The organism is Gemmatimonadota bacterium, assembly GCA_030747075.1.
Lineage (GTDB): Bacteria > ARS69 > ARS69 > ARS69 > ARS69 > ARS69.
In genome coordinates this window covers 66595-83678 of the sequence record JASLLL010000010.1, presented here as the reverse complement: position 1 = coordinate 83678, position 17084 = coordinate 66595, and the positions used below count along the sequence as shown (strand labels likewise).

Annotated in this window: 17 protein-coding genes; 5 read left to right on the top strand and 12 right to left on the bottom strand. The window is 63.6% G+C overall.

The annotated features are described in order from the left end of the window. The 5 genes from QF819_05275 to QF819_05255 all read right to left on the bottom strand — a co-directional run. The coding region (locus QF819_05275; protein MDP6802573.1) for a hypothetical protein at nt 1-1501 on the bottom strand (1501 nt) is incomplete at its 3' end. Nucleotides 1502-1838: 337 nt separating this feature from the next. Continuing rightward, nucleotides 1839-2429 carry a GTP cyclohydrolase I FolE gene (folE, locus tag QF819_05270; protein MDP6802572.1) on the bottom strand — a complete coding sequence of 197 codons (591 nt, stop codon included), beginning with the start codon at nt 2427-2429 and terminating at the stop codon, nt 1839-1841. Nucleotides 2430-2560: 131 nt separating this feature from the next. After that, nucleotides 2561-3211, bottom strand: a complete 651-nt coding sequence (locus QF819_05265; GenBank protein ID MDP6802571.1) for a helix-turn-helix transcriptional regulator — start codon at nt 3209-3211, stop codon at nt 2561-2563. Between the two features lie 233 nt (nt 3212-3444). Further along, nucleotides 3445-4548 (bottom strand): ATP-dependent 6-phosphofructokinase, encoded by a 1104-nt coding sequence (locus tag QF819_05260; GenBank protein ID MDP6802570.1) that lies wholly within the window; start codon nt 4546-4548, stop codon nt 3445-3447. Then, the gene (locus QF819_05255; GenBank protein ID MDP6802569.1) at nt 4545-5024 is read right to left on the bottom strand and encodes a UPF0158 family protein; all 480 of its coding nucleotides are present in this window, start codon (nt 5022-5024) and stop codon (nt 4545-4547) included. Before QF819_05255 ends, QF819_05260 begins: the two co-directional genes overlap by 4 nt. A gap of 157 nt (nt 5025-5181) precedes the next feature. Here QF819_05255 and QF819_05250 point away from each other — a divergent pair, with 157 nt between their 5' ends. From QF819_05250 to QF819_05240, 3 genes are read left to right on the top strand one after another with little or no spacing between them, the layout of a single operon-like run. After that, nucleotides 5182-6048 (top strand): patatin-like phospholipase family protein, encoded by an 867-nt coding sequence (locus tag QF819_05250; GenBank protein ID MDP6802568.1) that lies wholly within the window; start codon nt 5182-5184, stop codon nt 6046-6048. Continuing rightward, a complete protein-coding gene (locus tag QF819_05245) occupies nt 6048-7337 on the top strand; it encodes a thiolase family protein (GenBank protein ID MDP6802567.1) in 1290 nt (429 codons plus the stop codon). The genes QF819_05250 and QF819_05245 overlap by 1 nt, the downstream gene beginning before the upstream one ends. Continuing rightward, nucleotides 7334-9433: a 3-hydroxyacyl-CoA dehydrogenase NAD-binding domain-containing protein gene (locus tag QF819_05240; GenBank protein MDP6802566.1), complete on the top strand. Its 2100-nt coding sequence runs from the start codon at nt 7334-7336 to the stop codon at nt 9431-9433. The genes QF819_05245 and QF819_05240 overlap by 4 nt, the downstream gene beginning before the upstream one ends. Nucleotides 9434-9513: 80 nt before the next feature. On the opposite strand, the gene QF819_05235 is transcribed toward QF819_05240, so the two are convergent. The 3 genes from QF819_05235 to thiE form a co-directional block, all read right to left on the bottom strand. Beyond that, complete coding sequence (locus QF819_05235) at nt 9514-10302, bottom strand: hypothetical protein (protein MDP6802565.1); 789 nt, start codon at nt 10300-10302, stop codon at nt 9514-9516. A 150-nt stretch (nt 10303-10452) separates the two neighbouring features. Then, nucleotides 10453-10596, bottom strand: a complete 144-nt coding sequence (locus QF819_05230; protein ID MDP6802564.1) for a hypothetical protein — start codon at nt 10594-10596, stop codon at nt 10453-10455. Nucleotides 10597-10672: 76 nt separating this feature from the next. Then, nucleotides 10673-11332, bottom strand: a complete 660-nt coding sequence (gene thiE / locus QF819_05225) for a thiamine phosphate synthase (GenBank protein ID MDP6802563.1) — start codon at nt 11330-11332, stop codon at nt 10673-10675. A gap of 99 nt (nt 11333-11431) precedes the next feature. Here thiE and QF819_05220 point away from each other — a divergent pair, with 99 nt between their 5' ends. After that, nucleotides 11432-12553 (top strand): glycosyltransferase, encoded by a 1122-nt coding sequence (locus QF819_05220; protein ID MDP6802562.1) that lies wholly within the window; start codon nt 11432-11434, stop codon nt 12551-12553. A 56-nt stretch (nt 12554-12609) separates the two neighbouring features. On the opposite strand, the gene QF819_05215 is transcribed toward QF819_05220, so the two are convergent. From QF819_05215 to QF819_05200, 4 genes are read right to left on the bottom strand one after another with little or no spacing between them, the layout of a single operon-like run. Further along, nucleotides 12610-13299 carry a hypothetical protein gene (locus QF819_05215; protein ID MDP6802561.1) on the bottom strand — a complete coding sequence of 230 codons (690 nt, stop codon included), beginning with the start codon at nt 13297-13299 and terminating at the stop codon, nt 12610-12612. Between the two features lie 13 nt (nt 13300-13312). Next, complete coding sequence (locus QF819_05210) at nt 13313-14191, bottom strand: hypothetical protein (GenBank protein MDP6802560.1); 879 nt, start codon at nt 14189-14191, stop codon at nt 13313-13315. Between the two features lie 3 nt (nt 14192-14194). Further along, a complete protein-coding gene (locus tag QF819_05205; protein ID MDP6802559.1) occupies nt 14195-14884 on the bottom strand; it encodes a hypothetical protein in 690 nt (229 codons plus the stop codon). A 27-nt stretch (nt 14885-14911) separates the two neighbouring features. After that, nucleotides 14912-16156: a fibronectin type III domain-containing protein gene (locus QF819_05200; GenBank protein ID MDP6802558.1), complete on the bottom strand. Its 1245-nt coding sequence runs from the start codon at nt 16154-16156 to the stop codon at nt 14912-14914. A 191-nt stretch (nt 16157-16347) separates the two neighbouring features. Here QF819_05200 and QF819_05195 point away from each other — a divergent pair, with 191 nt between their 5' ends. Then, the gene (locus QF819_05195; protein MDP6802557.1) at nt 16348-17037 is read left to right on the top strand and encodes an HAD hydrolase-like protein; all 690 of its coding nucleotides are present in this window, start codon (nt 16348-16350) and stop codon (nt 17035-17037) included. Nucleotides 17038-17084: the final 47 nt, after the last annotated feature.

Below are 17084 nucleotides of genomic sequence, written 5' to 3'. Positions count from 1 at the left end.
CCATGATCTCCCAGGCGACCTGCAGCGAGTCCACCGTCGTGCCGAGATAAGTGGTCAGTTCCTGCTGGGCATTGAAGTTCCAGAAGTCACATCCACCGTAATAGATGAAGCCGGTGAAGTTGTTCCAGGTGCCCCACCCGTTGACCGAATCCCAGACGCGGGCGTAGTAGGCCACATAGTCGTCCTTGTCCTCAGGCATACACAGGTAGCCGGAGTACTCCACGACACCACCGGTCCAGCCATCACTGTCGATGACAGGAGAGATCAGCAGATAGGAGAACCCGTTCTCCGGGATCTGACCGGTCTCAGGCTTTGCGGCCCACATCCAGTCGTCCGAGAAGGTGCAGGTCGCACCCTTGTTCTTGTAGGCCGGGTCAAAGGCGAGGTGCCACCCGTCGTAGGTGTTCCCTTCGAGTCCTCCAGGAATCCAGACGGCCGGTATACCGCCGGATGTCTGGATCCCGGAGAAATCTCCGGTCTCGAAGTCATCCGTGATCGTGTCCCCTGTGGCACCAATCGTGACCAAGACATTGTCAATGGCACCCATACCGTCCGTGTCATTGCCGTCTTCATCAGACCAGGCACCATCCGAGAAGCAGCGCCAGCGGAATTCAATTCCACCACTCGCGTCCTTGATGGGGAAGGTCACATTCTCGATCCAGGAGGAGTGGCCGTAAGCATCTACGATACTCCCCAGGATCTCGTGCTGATCACTGGATCCGAAAATGTCGTCTCCGCACACACGGCCCACACCACCGTTGTTGATGTCCGGAATCCCGGAGACGCCGTTGAACACGGCCTCGGTGCCAGCGGTATCCACAACCACCTCCCACCGGCCGGTCGAGTTCTCGAAGTACTCAAGGTACATATAGTCGTAGAGGCACTCGACATCGTACCGAACATCAAACTCGAGGGTCCCGCCCATATAGGTGGGGTGGCTCGGGGCGGAGAGAACGAGCGAGTAGTTCCAGTCGTTTCCGTTGCCTTCCTGGTCATCTGCCGGCCAGAAGACTTTCTCAGGGCAGTTGACGTTGACGCCCAGACTGTCGCAACCGCACCAGGCGTTGTAAGTCCCGCCATAAGCGCCCGGGTACCGGTTGGTCACGAACCACTTCGACCCGCCCGGATTCGGCGGATTGAATCGGGCCCAGTGATCCCAGGAGTCGTGCCGGGAACCGGTGTCCTGTGCGGGCGGAATGGCCGGCCAGGTGCTGTCACCGCCGGCGCCTTCAAAGCACCAGACATGATCCACCGTCTGACCGTCGGGAGAATTCACCGTGTCGGCATCCGCGCAGGCGGAGGTACCCGTATCGTAGACTTGGACCCAAGTCGTACCCGCGGAGGAACGGAAGAACAGAGGAAGATTGTGATTCGTAGCAGGGTTGAGGTTGCCGACTGACGTCCACTCTTTCGTACCGGGATTGGCCGCAAGAGCGACATTCCCAATGAAGACGACGAGCAGGGCACCCAAAAGAACGCCGACACTAAGGCGCTTTATCATAGGTCTGACCCCCTCAGAGGCTGTAGCAGCACAGGATCTAGTTGGTGGGGATTACGGAAGGTGCCAACGGGCGACCCTCCACGGGACAAAACTGCGGATTCCTCCTTCCGTGATCAGGCCAAGAGGACTCGAGGACCAGCGTTTCGAACGGCCACTCTATCAAAAGGGGTCACGGGAGTCAAACACCCAGCGACTCCCTCATGGCCCCCTCTTGTCCGCAAGAGTTGCTAGCTCTTGGCTAGTGCTGTGTCTCACCACCCGGTGCGACTTCACCCGGTGATGCCTGTCAGAGTCTGGCAATGAAGGCGACGAAGCTCAGGACTCATCTTCAGGCCCGTCAGGGAACCGGTCGCCCACTGACAAGATTCAGAAACTCACTGCGAGTCTTCATGTTGTCCCGGAACTCGCCCAGGAGGCAGCTTGTGACGGCGGAAGAGCCCTGCTTCTCCACACCACGCATCATCATGCAGAGATGTCGCGCTTCCACAACAACCCCCACGCCGTGAGGTGCCAGCCCCTCCTGCAGGGCCAGAGCAATCTGCGAGGTCAGGCGCTCCTGGACCTGAAGGCGCCGCGAGAAGACCTCGACGAGGCGGGCAATCTTGGAGAGACCGACAATCCGGCCCTTGGGGAGGTAGGCGACATGGCAACGACCGAAGAACGGAAGCAGGTGGTGCTCGCACATGCTGTACATCTCAATATCCCGCACGACCACCATCTCCTGGCAGTCTTCCTCGAAGACGGCTCCCTCCAGGATCTCTTCGGGATCCTGGAGGTACCCTTCCGCGAGGCGCGTCCAGGCGGTCTCCACGCGGGCCGGGGTTCGCAGGAGGCCTTCCCGCTCCGGAGACTCCCCGATTTCTCCCAGCAGAATCCGGATCGCGTTCTGAAGTCGCGGGTTTCCGCTCGGCGCCGGGCTTGAGGTCATGAAACGCCCTTCTCAAGAGGGATCTGCCTGCCGATCCACTCAGTCATACGGAAGCTCGCTGTCCGGGCATCCTCCCGGAGAATGCTCCCCGGTTCGCAAACCCACCTCTCGGCAAGAGTTCCTGCACTCAGTCAGGGGACAGGAGTGGCCGTCGGCTCCTCCACCGTTACGCTGTCCACCAGGCGAGCCAGCTCAACACGCGGAGCGTAAAGGGAAACAACGCGCGTGCCGCCTCGAGCCACCAGCCGGTCGCCATCCCCGGCATGAAGCGAACGACTCTCCCCGCTTCCGGTCACCTCTGAGGAATCCTCGGATGAGCGAATCTCCCCTTCCAGAACGATATGACACTCCGCATCCGACTCCGACGACTCCTTCCCGAAGGTCACCGTATGCTGGAACTCACGGTGAACCACGCAGAACGCCGGTTCGCTGAAGAGTTCTCGGGCCACGCAGTTGCGCCCTTCGGCCACCGGAACATCCTCCGCCCCCGCTTGGGGCGGTGAGTTCTCAATGGAGAGAATGAGTGCGCGGAGAAGATCCAGCTTCTCCGAGTCCGTGAGAGTTCCACCCGATTCACCCGGGGAGCCCTCGCGCACCAGAATACTCATGTCGATGCCGAGCACATCCGCAATCCGTCGCGTCACCTTCAGACTGGGCACTCGCTGGTTGGCTTCGATCTGGCTGATGTACGCCGGGGCCACCTGCACCTGACGCGCCAGCGCGGTCTGGGTAAGTTCACGGAGATTCCGATAGAAACGAACATTCTCGCCAATCCTGCTCATGATCGGCTCCTTCCAGAGACTGGAGGACAAGGACCTCAAGCTCACCAATACTTTTCACAGAAAATAGCAAGAGGACCTAACCGTCAAGGGCATTTCAGGAAAATCCAGAAGAATCCGCCAACTGAGAGATGGATCGGGAGCAACCCGGCGCTTCGACGGGACTCGCGCCGAGGAGCAGTCCGGCGACAGTGGGTCTCGACTCAGCGGTGGGCGATTTCAGGGAGCGCGCGGAACTAGCGCCCGAAGCTCACCCCGACGGCCTCGATGGCGCGAATCTCGTCTCCGTCGACGGGCACGGGACGGGTGCGCCCCCCCACCTCAGACAACGCTACGGAGGTGATCTGATTCCCGCGGATCGCCACCATACGGCCAAACTCTTTTCTTTCCACGAGTTCCACCGCCCCCACTCCGAAGCGCGTCCCCAGAACCCGGTCGCGGGCGGAAGGGCTTCCCCCGCGCTGCACATGTCCCAGCACCGTGACGCGGCATTCCACCCCGAGACGCTCGTGAACGGCAGCCGCAACGCGTTCGCCCATCCCGCCAAGGCGTTCAAAGCCGCTGGCTGCATCTTCCGCGGATTCCAGGAGAGCCTTCCCGCCGTCGATGGAGCGGGCTCCCTCCGCAACGACGACAATGGAGAAACGGGCTCCTCTCGCCTCTCTCTCCGCGACTTTCCGACAGACCTTCTCCAGATCGAACGGGATCTCCGGAATCAGAATCACATCCCCACCACCTGCCGCCCCGGCCTTGAGGGCAATCCACCCGGCATCCCGCCCCATGACCTCAATCACCATGACCCGCTGATGGCTGGCAGCAGTCGTGTGAAGCCGGTCGATGGCATCCATGGCGGTCTCGCACGCCGTATTGAACCCGAAAGTGGCGTCGGTCCCGGGAACATCGTTGTCGATCGTCTTGGGAATGCCCACGACGGGAATCCCCTTCTCCGAGAGGCGCTGCGCAATCCCCAGCGAACCATCCCCGCCGACCACCACCAGCGCATCAAGCCCCAGGATGCGAATGCGATCCACGACTTCCTGCGAGCGATCCTCCCGAACGATCTCCCCGTCGCGCTCCACCGGAAAGGCGAACGGATCCCCACGATTGCTGCACCCCAGAATGGTGCCCCCTGTCTGGAGAATCCCCCGGACATCGTCTCTGGCGAGCGAGCGAATGCCGTCCTGTCCGAACAGCCCTTCGAAACCGTCCTCGATCCCGAGGACCTCCCAACCGCGCCCGGTCGCCGCCTTCACGACCGCCCGAATGACTGCGTTCAGCCCGGGTGCATCTCCCCCACCCGTGAGAATCCCGATCCTTGGAAGCCGCCTGCGCCCGGTCATGTCGCTCCGATCTCTTCGCCGTTCAGGTCTCCGTCTCCGGTGAGCGCCTCGCCGGGAAGAGAGCGCAGAAAGCCCTCCATACGCTTCTCCCTGCCCTCCCGGCGCCACTCCGACCAGCGCTGCATCTCCTGCGAGTGCGGAAGGATGGCCTCGCGGAAATTGCGGAGCGCCCCACGCCGCTCAATCGCCCGGAAGAACTCGTCCCGGATCTCCGGATTCTCCACCGACTCCACAAAGTCCTCGATCTCTTCAAACGCCGCCTGCGGATTTCGGGAAGGAATCCTGAGGAACTCGTCCCCCAACCCCTCCTGAACGCGCTCGTATGCGTCTGCGGACTCATCCGAAGCACGGGATCTGACGAAAGTGTGAAGAGTCCCGGCCGTCAGGCAGAGGTAGTGTTCGCGATCGGAATCGGCGTCTTCCAACGCACGGGAGAGCGCCGCTCGGTCGATGCTGGCAATGGTGGACGGGTTCATGGACACCCTTCGGATTTCATGGAAGGATTGATGTTTCGAATCAATGATGACGACATGCTGATGTCGCGACAAAGTGGAGTGACACTCGCACAGAAGGCCCACGCGCACACAGGCTAGCGTCACGCCGGAAGCCGGTCAAGTGGAGGAGAAGGACACGGTGGCACGAAACGCACGGGAGGGGATCGGCGTGGCTCTCTCCGGAGGCGTGGCGCGGGTCTCGGCTCACATAGGAGTGCTCCGGGCACTCGAAGAGGCCAAGATCCCCATCCGCGCCATCGCGGGGACCAGCGGCGGGTCGCTGGTGGGGGCGTACTATGCGGCAGGCCGTTCTTCGGACGAGATCGTGGAACTCGCCCGCAATCTATCCTGGAAGAGACTGTCGAATGTCACGCTCCCGAAGATGGGGCTCTTCTCCAACGAGAAAATGGAGAAACTCATCAATGAGGAGCTGGGCCACGCGAGGTTTGAGGACCTCCCCGTTCCGTTTGCCGTCGTCGGAGCCGACCTGACCACGGGAAAGAAGATCGTCTTCACGCGCGGGTCTGTAGCTGCGGCCGTGCGCGGGAGTTGCTCCATTCCACAGGTCTTCACGCCCGTGATGATCGACGGGCACCTCATCGCCGACGGCGGTCTTGTGGAGTACCTTCCCATTCAGACTCTGCAGTCCATGGGATGTGAAGTCACCGTGGGGGTGAACTTGGGCAGCACGCGCAACTGGGAAGCCCACCCACGCAACTTCCTGGAACTGGCACTGCGCGTGATCGGTTATGTGTCCCAGCGAAATGCCGCTGTCTCTGAACGGTACGCAAGCGTTGTCATCCATCCGGATCTGGCGGACTTCGGTTCCTACGACCTGGACCGTGTGGACGACCTCGTCGAGTGCGGGTATCAGAGTGCGCGGCGCGTCCTGCCTTCCATTCATGCCGCTCTGGAAGCCAACGCCAACCGTCATGGGATTGGCGGGTTTGTGCGCCGTATTCGGGCGCGCTTTGCCCCCGCCGGACTCCCGGGGAGAGGTCTCTGATGCCGAATGCCGTACTTCTGGACGGGGTGCGCACCCCCTTGGTCCGCTCGGGAACCGCGCTGCGTGATATCCATGCGAAGGAGTTGGGACGACGCGTCGTCCGCGAAACTCTGGAACGCTCCGGAACGCCTGCCGACCGCGTGGATGAAATCATCGTGGGGAATGCGGGTACGCCCTCGGACGCACCGAACATCGCCCGCGTCATCGGACTCATGGCGGGCCTGCCCGAGTCCACACCCGGACTCACCGTGCACCGAAACTGCGCATCCGGCATGGAGGCCGTCATTCTCGCTGCGGCGAAGATCACCTCCGGGGAAGCCCGCCTGATCGTGGCCGCCGGCACGGAGAACCTCAGCCGGGCGCCGATGGTGCTGCCGCCGGAGGCCAACCCCTGGTTCGTGCGCTGGTCCCGAGCCCGGTCGATCCCGGCAAAGCTCGCCGCGCTGCGTGCGCTACGCCCCCGGGACATGATGCCACACCCCGCGCTCCTCGACGGACTCACGGATCCCGTGTGCGGGCTCAGCATGGGCCGAACGGCGGAGGTCCTCGCCCGGGAGTTTGGAATCTCCCGTGAAGAGCAGGACGAGTTCGCACTCTCCAGCCACCTCCGGGCCGTAGACGCGTGGGAGGATGGACGCATCGCCGAAGAAGTCACGCCGGTGTTCGTCGGCCCGGGCTTCAAGAAAGTCATCGAGAAGGATGTCGGCCCAAGAGAGAACCAGACGACAGAAGCACTCTCCGGGCTTCGGCCTGTTTTCGAACGGCGGGACGGCACCGTGACGGCGGGAAACTCGTGTCAGGTCACGGACGGCGCGGCAGCGGTGGTCGTCGCATCCGAGGACTACGCCGCGGAGCTGGGACTGACCCCGGTGGCGAAGATTCTCGGCACCGCCACCGCGGGACTCTCCCCGCGAAGGATGGGGCTGGGGCCGGCCTACGCCACGCCGCTGGCTCTCGATCATGCCGGCGTCCGAATGGCGGACATCGATCGGATCGAGATCAACGAGGCGTTTGCCGCGCAGGTGATCGCAAACGAGCGCGCCTTCGCCAGTGACCGCTTTGCAAGCGAAGAACTCGGTCGCGCGTCCGCCACCGGGGAGATTCGAAGAGACCGGCTGAATGCGGACGGCGGGGCGATCGCCCTGGGACATCCTATCGGTGCTACGGGGACGCGACTCGTCGTGACCCTTCTGCGACAGCTTCGCCAGAGCGGCGGAGCCCTCGGACTGGCCACACTGTGCGTAGGTGGAGGACAGGGGTCGGCCATTGTGATGGAGCGCGTATCATGACGAAAACCGGAAGCGTCCTCACACTCAAGGACTGCGGCGAGGGGATCCTCGCCATCGTCTTCGACCGCCCGGATTCCCGGGTCAATCTCGTGGATGAGCGCTGGCTCATCGATATGACCGCCGCTCTGGACGAAGCAGAAGCCGCCGCGCCGAAGGGACTCCTTTTGCTCTCGGCCAAGCCCGGGAACTTCATCGCCGGCGCGGACATTTCGCTGATTGCCTCTCTGGAGGATCCCGCCAGGGCCGAAGAGGCCGCCCGAACCGGGCAGGCGCTCCTGGACCGGCTGGAGGACCTCCCGTTCCCGACGGTCGCCGCCATCGGCGGTTCCTGTCTCGGAGGCGGGTTTGAGACGGCCATGGCGTGTACCTGGCGTGTTGCTGCTGACGGGGACTCCGTCATCCTCGGGCTGCCCGAGGTCCGCCTCGGCATTCTCCCGGGATTCGGCGGTACATGGCGCCTTCCTCGACTTACCGGAGTCACGGCGGCGCTCCCGCTGATCCTGACCGGTGGCAACCTGCGACCGAAACAGGCGCTCGCGCGCGGAGTCGTGGACCGTCTGGCCGCGCCGGAGCTCCTGGAGGAAGTGGCTGCGCAGGTCGCCAGGACCGGCGTCCGCCGCAAGAAGCGCCCGGCCATGTCCCGGCTTACGGATTCGGCGTTGGGAGGCAACCCCATCGGACGGGCCGTTCTGCGCAGCGCCACGCGCCGCGGCGTTCTCAAGAAAACCGGCGGACACTACCCCGCCGCGCCGGAGATCATCGACCGGGTGATCGGAGGGCTGGGGCTCAAGCGCAAGAAGGCGATGGCCAGGGAGGCGGAGGCATTCGGCCGCCTCGCGGTCACTCCGGAGTCGAAGAGCCTGTTGTTCCTCTTTCAGGGCAGCGAAGCGCTCGCCCGGCATCCCTGGACCGGGGCGGAATCTCCGGTGGACCGCACCTCCGCAAAGGCGGGAGTGATCGGTGCGGGCACCATGGGCGGAGGAATCGCAGGCGCCCTCGCGACGCGCGGGCTCGCGGTTCGGCTGAAGGACACTGCCGTCGAGCCACTTCGCGTGGGCCTTGCGGGCGCCGCCGCCCCCCTGAACCGCCGGACGCGTCGACGCGCACTTCATCCCCGTGATCGAGACGCTATTCTGGCACGAATCTCCCCCACGACGGGCGACACCGGCATGGCTGACGCGGCCTTCGTCATCGAGGCCGTACCGGAAGTGCTGGACCTGAAGATTGCGGTCTTCCGAGCTCTGGAGGATATGCTGCCTCCGACGGCCTACCTCGCCACGAACACTTCCTCCATTCCAATCTCGCGGATCGCGGCAGGGCTTTCGGACCCGACCCGTCTCGTCGGGATCCACTTCTTCAATCCCGTCGATCGAATGCCGCTCGTGGAGATTATCCCCGGAGAGGAGACCGCGCCCGAAGTACTGGAACGCGCAGTGGGTCTGGTCCGGCGGCTGAAGAAAACTCCGCTGGTGGTCGCGGACCGTCCCGGATTCCTGGTGAACCGGTTGCTCCTCCCCTACCTCAATGAAGCCGCCATCGCCGTGGCGGAAGGTGTGGGGGTGGACCGGATCGACCGGGCCATGAAGCGATTCGGCATGCCCATGGGACCGCTCCGCGTGCTGGACGAAGTGGGCATCGATGTGGCCGCGAAGGTCTCCGGGGTCCTGGAGGATGCATTCGGGGAGCGTGCGAGACCGGCCGACATCATGCCTCGTCTGCTGGAAGCCGGCGCGCTGGGTGCCAAGGCCGGGCGCGGCTTCTGGGCGGGGCCGAAGAAGAAACGACGCCCGAACACGGCGGATCTCGGAATCTCCGAAAGCGGCCCGGCCGTGACGGATCAGGAGATCACGGACCGTCTGATGGCGGGAATGCTGGCCGAAGCCGCGCGGTGCCTGGCGGATGGAGTGGTGCGGGAACCGGACCATCTGGACATCGGTTCGGTCATGGGCTTCGGCTTCCCGCCTTTTCTCGGGGGCGTTGCGCGATGGGCACGAAGCGTCGGCGAAGAGGACGCACGGCGCACGCTGGAAGGGCTTGCGGAACGACACGGAACCCGATTCACGCCCCCGGATGAACTGGGAGCGCTCTTCCGCTGAGACAGACCGGGCCGGGTTCCTCCACGCTCTAATCGCCGGATGCGGCGTGCGTGCGAGGAACCCGGCCCGGTGGGAACGGGCTACCAGATCTCGCGGCGATCCTCCAGGTCCCAGAATGTGAGCGAACCGCCGACTTCCCCCACCACTTCTAGAATGCCGTCCGCATCGACATCGAACAGCGTCATGGGATACCCGAACCCGTCGGTCGCCCACTCGATGTTCAAGGTGGCCGTGTCCAGAACATACCCGTCGTTCAGCACGATTTCATCGGTCAGATCTCCGTCGACATCCGCGATCACCATGTATCCCGGCTCCACAAAGTCCCGGCCCTCTCGTTCGCGGAAGAACTCAATCCCGTCGTAATACGCCACCTTGTTGTCGGCACAGACTACCATCTCCAGCGCATTGTCCCGGTCCACATTGGCGATGGCCATGGCCTGGATCGCCTCAAACTTCTCATCCACGGATTCCCACATCAGCTCGTACTTGGTGGTCTCCCAGACATAAATCCGCGCACCGCTTGTCCAGGCCACGATCTCCATGTGCCCGTCCTGATCCAGATCCGCGCCGAACACCTCCCGGACCGAACCCTCCAGCGGGAAGCTCTTCCACTTCTCGCGGAGACGCTCTCCGTCGGAGACGAGCAGATGGACGATGCCACGCGTGTCCCCATACAGAAACGCAGCCTCATCCCGTTCGCCCCAGGGCATCGACGCAAATGCGGGGAATGCTGAAGCCAGCCCGGCGATCTCCGCCTCGACGGCCTCCAGACCTCCGAGGTCCGCTGCGATGGCGGGCGTGACGATCCAGGGAAGGAGCAAAGCGAGCAGCGCGGCGAACCCCGCCGCGATCGAGCTTGATCGGGTCATGATTCCTCCTCGTTCGGGCCCGAGCCGGGAGGCTGCCCGGTGACACGGACCGATGCTCGCATTCTATCGCCGGGAAGCGCGCAGGTCACCCCAAAGAGACGTGGACGAAGAATGAGTTTCGCGGAAGAAGGCCTCGCCTCAAAGCGAAGCTCAGCGGCGATTCGCCACCGCAGTGCGCGACGCGGTCATCGGGTCCGAGAGGCCCAGAATCCCCACAAAGGCGGTACGGGCGAGGACCAGGCCAAGACCGAGGCCAGCGAATCCGTAGATCAAGATCACGATGGGTTCAAGCATGGTGCGCCATCCTGGATGCAGGCTGCTCGAGGGGGTCACCCCACCGATCGGCACCCCGGGACAGCTTCTTGAGGACTCAGCGGGTGGGGAAGTCTCTCGCGGCGCGGTCGAGAGCCTCGCGGAGGGCGCGGGTAGCCGCTTCCACATCCGGCTCCGCGACCACGGCGGAGATCACCGCGACTCCCGCAGCTCCGGCCTCCAGAACCGAGGCGGCGTTCTCCGGACTCACTCCGCCTATCCCCAGCACCGGCACCGGGACGGCCGCGGCGATCCGAGCCAGCGTCTCCAGACCAATCGGCGACCCGGCATCCCTCTTCGAGGAAGTGGCGAACACCGGTCCCACGCCCAGGTAGTCCGCGCCGTCACGCGCCAGTTGGCGCGCCGCCTCCACCGTGCGCGCGGACCCGCCCAGAACTCTCGGGCGAAGCCAGCGACGCCGCGCAGCCGCCACCGGCATGTCCTCGGGGCCCACGTGCAACCCGCCTGCATTCGCCGCAAGCGCGACATCGAGGCGGTCGTTGACGACGAAGAGCCGCCCACGCACCTTCGCGATGTTCGCAAGGCGATCGGCCATTCCGGCCAGCATCGCCAGGTCCATCGACTTCTCCCGAAGCTGCACGCAATCCGCACCGCCCGACCACGCCGCCCGTGCGATCTCGCGAGGATCGCGTCCACCTGAGAGGACGGAGTCGGTCAGTACATGGAGTTGCGGGAATGCGGCAAGAGGATCTTCCATGACGCCATGGTGTCACTCCCTCCGCCAGCGGGCAAGACCCTGACAGGAAGTTGGGGATGTGGGACCATGAGCCAACGCGGAAGTTGGGAGAGCCGGCCCTTGAGAATCCTCTTCGCCACGAGCATCAAGACCTGGGGAGGTGGCGAAGAGTGGATGCTCTCTGCCGTCCGGGAACTCACGCGACGCGGCCACACGGTGGGACTGGCCGCGCGACCGGATTCCACGATCCTCACGCGTGCCCGAAGCGAGGGACTGCCCGCACTTCCGACGGCATTCCGCTCCGACGGAGATGTTGCGTCCTTCCTCCGCATCCTTCTGGCGTGCCGTCGCCTGCGAGTGGAGATCGTCTGCCTCAATATGGATCGCGTGCTCCGGGTGGCCGGATCCGCAGCGCGACTCGCCGGAGTTCCGGTCGTTCTCCCGCGTCGCGGCAGCGAGTTCCCGCTGAAGCCGGGACCGCTCTACCGATTCAGCTATCGGCGGATCGCCACCGGGATGATCGTCAACTCCGAAGCCACCGCCGCCGCTCTCTGTCGCGAGATTTCGTGGACTCCCGCAGGGCGCGTTCATGTACTTCCCAACGGAGTTGACCTCGCACGATTCGAAGCTCCCGTTGAACGAAACCGGATTCGCGAGACTCTCGGCATCCCGGCAGAGGCTCCGCTCATGACCATTGTCGGTGAACTGACTCATCGAAAGGATGTCGCCACGGCAATCCGGGCACTCGCGGAACTGACGGAAGCCGCCCCCGACGCGCGCCTTCTCCTCATTGGCGAAGGCGACACGGAGCTTGAACTGCGCCAACTCGCGACGGAGTGTCGCCTTGCCGACCGCGTGATCTTCGCCGGGTTTCGAAGCGATGTGCCTGCGCTCCTCGCTGCGAGTGACCTCCTGCTCCACCCGTCCCGTGTCGAGGGCTTCGGATATGCCGTCGCGGAAGGAATGGCGGCGGGGCTTCCGGTGGTCGCGACCGATGCCAGCAGCATCCCTGAGATCGTGGAGGACGGCAGCACCGGGCGGCTGTTTCCGCCGGGGCAGTCGAGCGCCCTTCGGGAGGCGGCCGAAGCGTACCTCCTCGACCCGGAACTCCGCCGGCGGCACGGCCAGGCCGGGCGCGCCAGGGTCCGCCGACGCTTCGCGCTCCAGCAACGCGCGGATGAACTGGAGGGAATCTTCCGGGAGGAACTGCGCCGGACGAATGCCAAGCGCACACCTTCCTGAGCCGGAGCCGGAAGGCAGGCTGGCGCGGACCTCACGGGAAGTCCGCGCCGACAAAGCTACTGCATCAGGATTCCCTGCTGAATCCACGACCCGAGATACTCAAACCTCCCGATGAGAAGCGAGATCCGGGCCATCACCGTGTATCCGAAGCTGGCACCGAACGCCGCCATGAGCACCCAGATACCGAAGCGGGACGCCTTGCCGAATGCGCCGGTATGCTCCTTCGAGAAGAAGAAGTACGACAGCCCGCAGAGCACCCCTCCCACGATCAGGATGTTCGACAGGGAAGCACCCAGCGAGAAGACACCGTTCGTCTGGACAATCAACGGCAACGACATGGTCGAGTGCACCTGCGCCATGAAGTCGGACGCCAGATAACGCGTGAGATTCGTGCCCGCCGTATAACCGATGATAAACGCCATGGCCCAGCGCGACATCCAGGCGATCGGAGTGATCAACCGCGTCAGGAGGATCAACCCCAGAATGCCGGGAATCAGGTAAAAGTAATCCGGATCGTGTCCGCGAACCTGTTCGTACATGTCCGCCATCTGCGCCGGGAAAATCCGGGCGATGAGATTCGGCATGATCGTAGCCCAGAAGCCCTGCACCATCCAGAATGCCGCCGACACCCCCACGAACAGGTGCTCGGCGAACTTGTAAAACGGGTTGTCCTTGTAAAGGAAGCTGAAGATCATCAGCGTCAGAAGCGCTCCGACCCACAGACCCAGGAGTTCACTGAATGCCACTGGATTCTCCCTCCTAGAATCTGCGCTCGCGGCGCTTGGTTGCGAAGTAGGAAATGTTCCCGAGAACAACGAAGAGCACGATCACAACGTGCGCCACCGTCTGGGGGAACATACGGATCATGGCCGTGGTCGCGGTGTCTGCGAAGCGGGGTTTGCCGGTCATGAGCGCCGCCTCATACTCGGCGGCCCCCTGAAGCCCGCCCATCAGACCGATCAACTGCTTCGGATAGTAGGGGTACAGAAGCGGCGCCTCCACGGCGGTCACCCCGCCACCGATGGTCACGCCCTCCGTATCTCCCGCAAACTGGACCCACTCCTTGAGTCCGGGGGACCCGGAACCGATTCCGAGAATCATCGCCATGTCCGCGATGACCCCCACATTCGCCATCATCGGGATGTCGTCGATGGGCCGCGAAGGCACCCTCTCCCCATGCCCGGTATCGGAGTTGTACTGCCCTTTGAAGTCCGAGCCCAAGGCCTGGATCAACCCCTGGTTCCCCACCTTGTAGCCCAGGTTCACATAGTCGACCCCGTAGGTCTTGTCGGGGAAGTCCGGAACGATCACATCGTCCATCAGCATGGTCGCCATGGGGGGACCGGTCGCCCACAACGACATGATGTACAGCTTGAGGTCGTTCTCCAGACAATGACGGGCCAGCGCATGCGCCATGGGTTCGTTCTCAGGGCGTGTGCTGGGACCGTAGTCCAGAGAAAGGAGCATCCGCGAACCGGCAGGGAGTGCGTCGATATGGTCGTACAGACGCTGCACGATCGGGCTGGGATCCACCGGCGCGGGACGCTTCATCGCCAGAGGAATGGCGACGGTCAGCGCGATGGCCACAAAGATCAGCCGACGGTCCAGCGACCCGAGTTTTTCCAGGAAGGCCAACATGGTCTAGTCACCCCCCAGGTGCGCACGCTCAATGCCGAGGATCAGCCGGAGCGAAGTGGAGACAATCCCGAGTGAAATCCCAATCATGATGGTCCGCTGCCCGGCAAGATTCGGGACAGCCATAATCCAGTTGGACAGGTTCGGGATGTGGAGGAACTCCAGCGGAGTCCCAACGAGGAACGCGGTCATTCCCTCACCGATGAAGGTCCGTCCCAGGAGAATCACGAAAGCCGCCAGAAGGAGGATGGTGGCCTCCAGGTTCTTCGCACGGAACGCCCGGTAGCTTGCGGACGCGACGAAGAAGGCCAGCAGCGAGAACATGGTCGATTGGCAAGGGTCGAATACCGAGTGGTACATCTTCATGTAGATGGTGTTTTCCGAATCAAAGGACTCGGCGACTCCCAGGCCGCCATCGCCCAGTTGCAGTCGGGTAAGTCCCACCACCAGCATGAGCAGGAAACCGCCCACGGTCACCAGAGAGTAGAGCCAGTCGGTACCTCTCTGAGTGATCCTGGTCAGATGCACGCGAAGGAGATTCCCCCCGCCCAGGATGAATGCGAACGCGGCGATGAGGTCGAAGTAGACCGGAATCCTCTCCTCCATCTGCCGGAACGGTGTGTGCGGGATGAAAAAGGACAGGATCAACACCGCCCCGATCACCGCCGTGATCATGATTGGAAGTCCGCGCTTCAAGGAGATCTCCTTTCGCCCCGGGCGGGACTAATGGGCCGCTGACCAGAGTCGGTCGAGCCAGGAAGAAACATTCGCCAGGAATCCGCTGCCGGTCACATTGGCCAGAGTCACGGACAACGAACCCGCCAGAATGAACACTCCGGACAGCACCTTGCCCATGTCGGACCCCTTGAGAGAGCCGAGCATTTTCTCGTCACCGGACAGGTAAGCACTGGCCGCAAAGAGCTCCTCTCCGATCAGAGTGTAATCACACGCCGCAACGAAGAACGGCAGCTGAGTCGGCATGGCTGTTCCCGCCACCTGAATGGCTCCAATATGGTTGCCGGTCTCGGCGAGAATGAGCGACTCCGCGAAGAAGGCTCCGAGATAGAAACAGGCCGCCGGCTTCTTCCGGAGCATGACGCCATCCACATGAGCGACATACCCGAATTGCTCATCCGTCACATAGTAAATGTTCTCTTCGCGGTAGGCATCCGGACGCCCGGCTGACAGGTAGGCCTCCTTGACCGTCTCCCGCGCAGTGCTCATCACAATCGAGCGACTGGTCGGCATCAGCAAGCTGGTCTCGTACTCCGCGATCATCCGGGAAATGGTTCCGAGGATGGTGATCCCCGCAACCGTCTGAACATTGTCCATATCCTGGATACCCGCCACATAGAGTACCGGCTGGCCCATCTCCGTGGCGCGCCCCACCGCTTCGGTGACTGCGTCCATTCCGGCGATCTTGCGGATATAGAGCTTCGCACCGGACGCTGCCCGGTAGATGTAGTAGAGAATGGCCCCGCAGACAAGGAACGCCACAACAGCGACATTCCACCTGTCGAGATAGAACCACTGCTCGGATGCGGCGGCGGGTTCGGAGGTCATCGACTCCCCTTCTCCGCCCGGGCCAAATGCCACCACGCGATAAGTGCAGGCTACTCCGTTGTCAACGCCGACATCCGTGTAGAGGGACTCTCCAGGACCGACTTCACCCGCTGATTCGAAGGCCTCGCCCTCCACAGAGCGAAGTACGCGATATCCCCCGAGAACATCCGCGTTCCCGTCGTCAGGGGAGGTCGTCCAGGTGACGCGGATCACTTCTCCGGCATCGTGCGGGAAGTCCTCCGCATGAACCCCGGTCGGCGGGGCCGGAGGCGGCACCATGGCTTCCGGTTCAACAGCATCCGCCCCGGGGAGTTCTCCCGGGTTGGACTCCTGCGCCACGGCCGAAACCGCAGCCGCCGCGAACAGCAGGAGGAGCAGCAAAGCGAGCCTTGGGATTCTGTCCATCCGCTCCCTCGAGATTCTCCGGTGATCGTTCAATCCGCCCGATCCTCACCCGGACCGGGCACCGGGGCGGACGGTGCCTCTCCACCCATTGACTGTCAAGCGGCATTCCCGCTTCGGATTGACGCCTGGCGCCGTGTCTGGCACTCTGCCCGGCCGTTGCGCCTCTACCCCTCGCATCCACGGGAGCCACTGTGCGCCTGATCCTGTTCGATATCGACGGCACGCTCATCCACTCCGGCGGGGCCGGACTTCGCTCCCTTCGCAAGGTGTTTCACGAGATGTTCGACCTGGAGGATGCGGTCGAGGGGATCGCCTTCCACGGTCGAACCGATCCCGCCATCGTTCGCGAAATCGCGAAGAAGTGTCTCGGCCCGGATCCCGACGACGCGCGCATGGCCGAGATCACCAAACGCTACCTCGTTCACCTGCAGGAGTTCCTGCGCGATCCACCCGGCTATCAGGTTCTTTCCGGAGCACACTCGCTGGTGGCCGATCTGGCCGAAGACCCGGCTGTGGTCCTGGGGCTCGCAACGGGAAACTACGAAGTCGCCGCGTACGCCAAGCTCCGGCCCGGTCAGCTCGACGGTTTCTTCGACCTGGGCGGCTTCGGTTCCGACAGCGAGAGTCGCCCCGAACTCACCCGCATTGCGGTGAGTCGCGGCCGGGAGCGCGCCGGAGCGGCAGTCCCGGTGGTGGTGGTCGGCGATACCATCCACGATGTCCACGCGGCTCACGAGGCCGGGGCTCGCTGTCTGGCTGTTGCGACAGGCAACGCGTCGATGGAGACGCTGGAAGAAGCGGGCGCGGACTGGACCGTCCCGACTCTGGAAGACCCCCGGGCACGCGAGGTTCTCGAACTTGCGTCCTTTCACTCCCGTTGACCCCTCCCCCTGTCGGGTGCTACCATGAACTCAGCTGCGGATGGTCC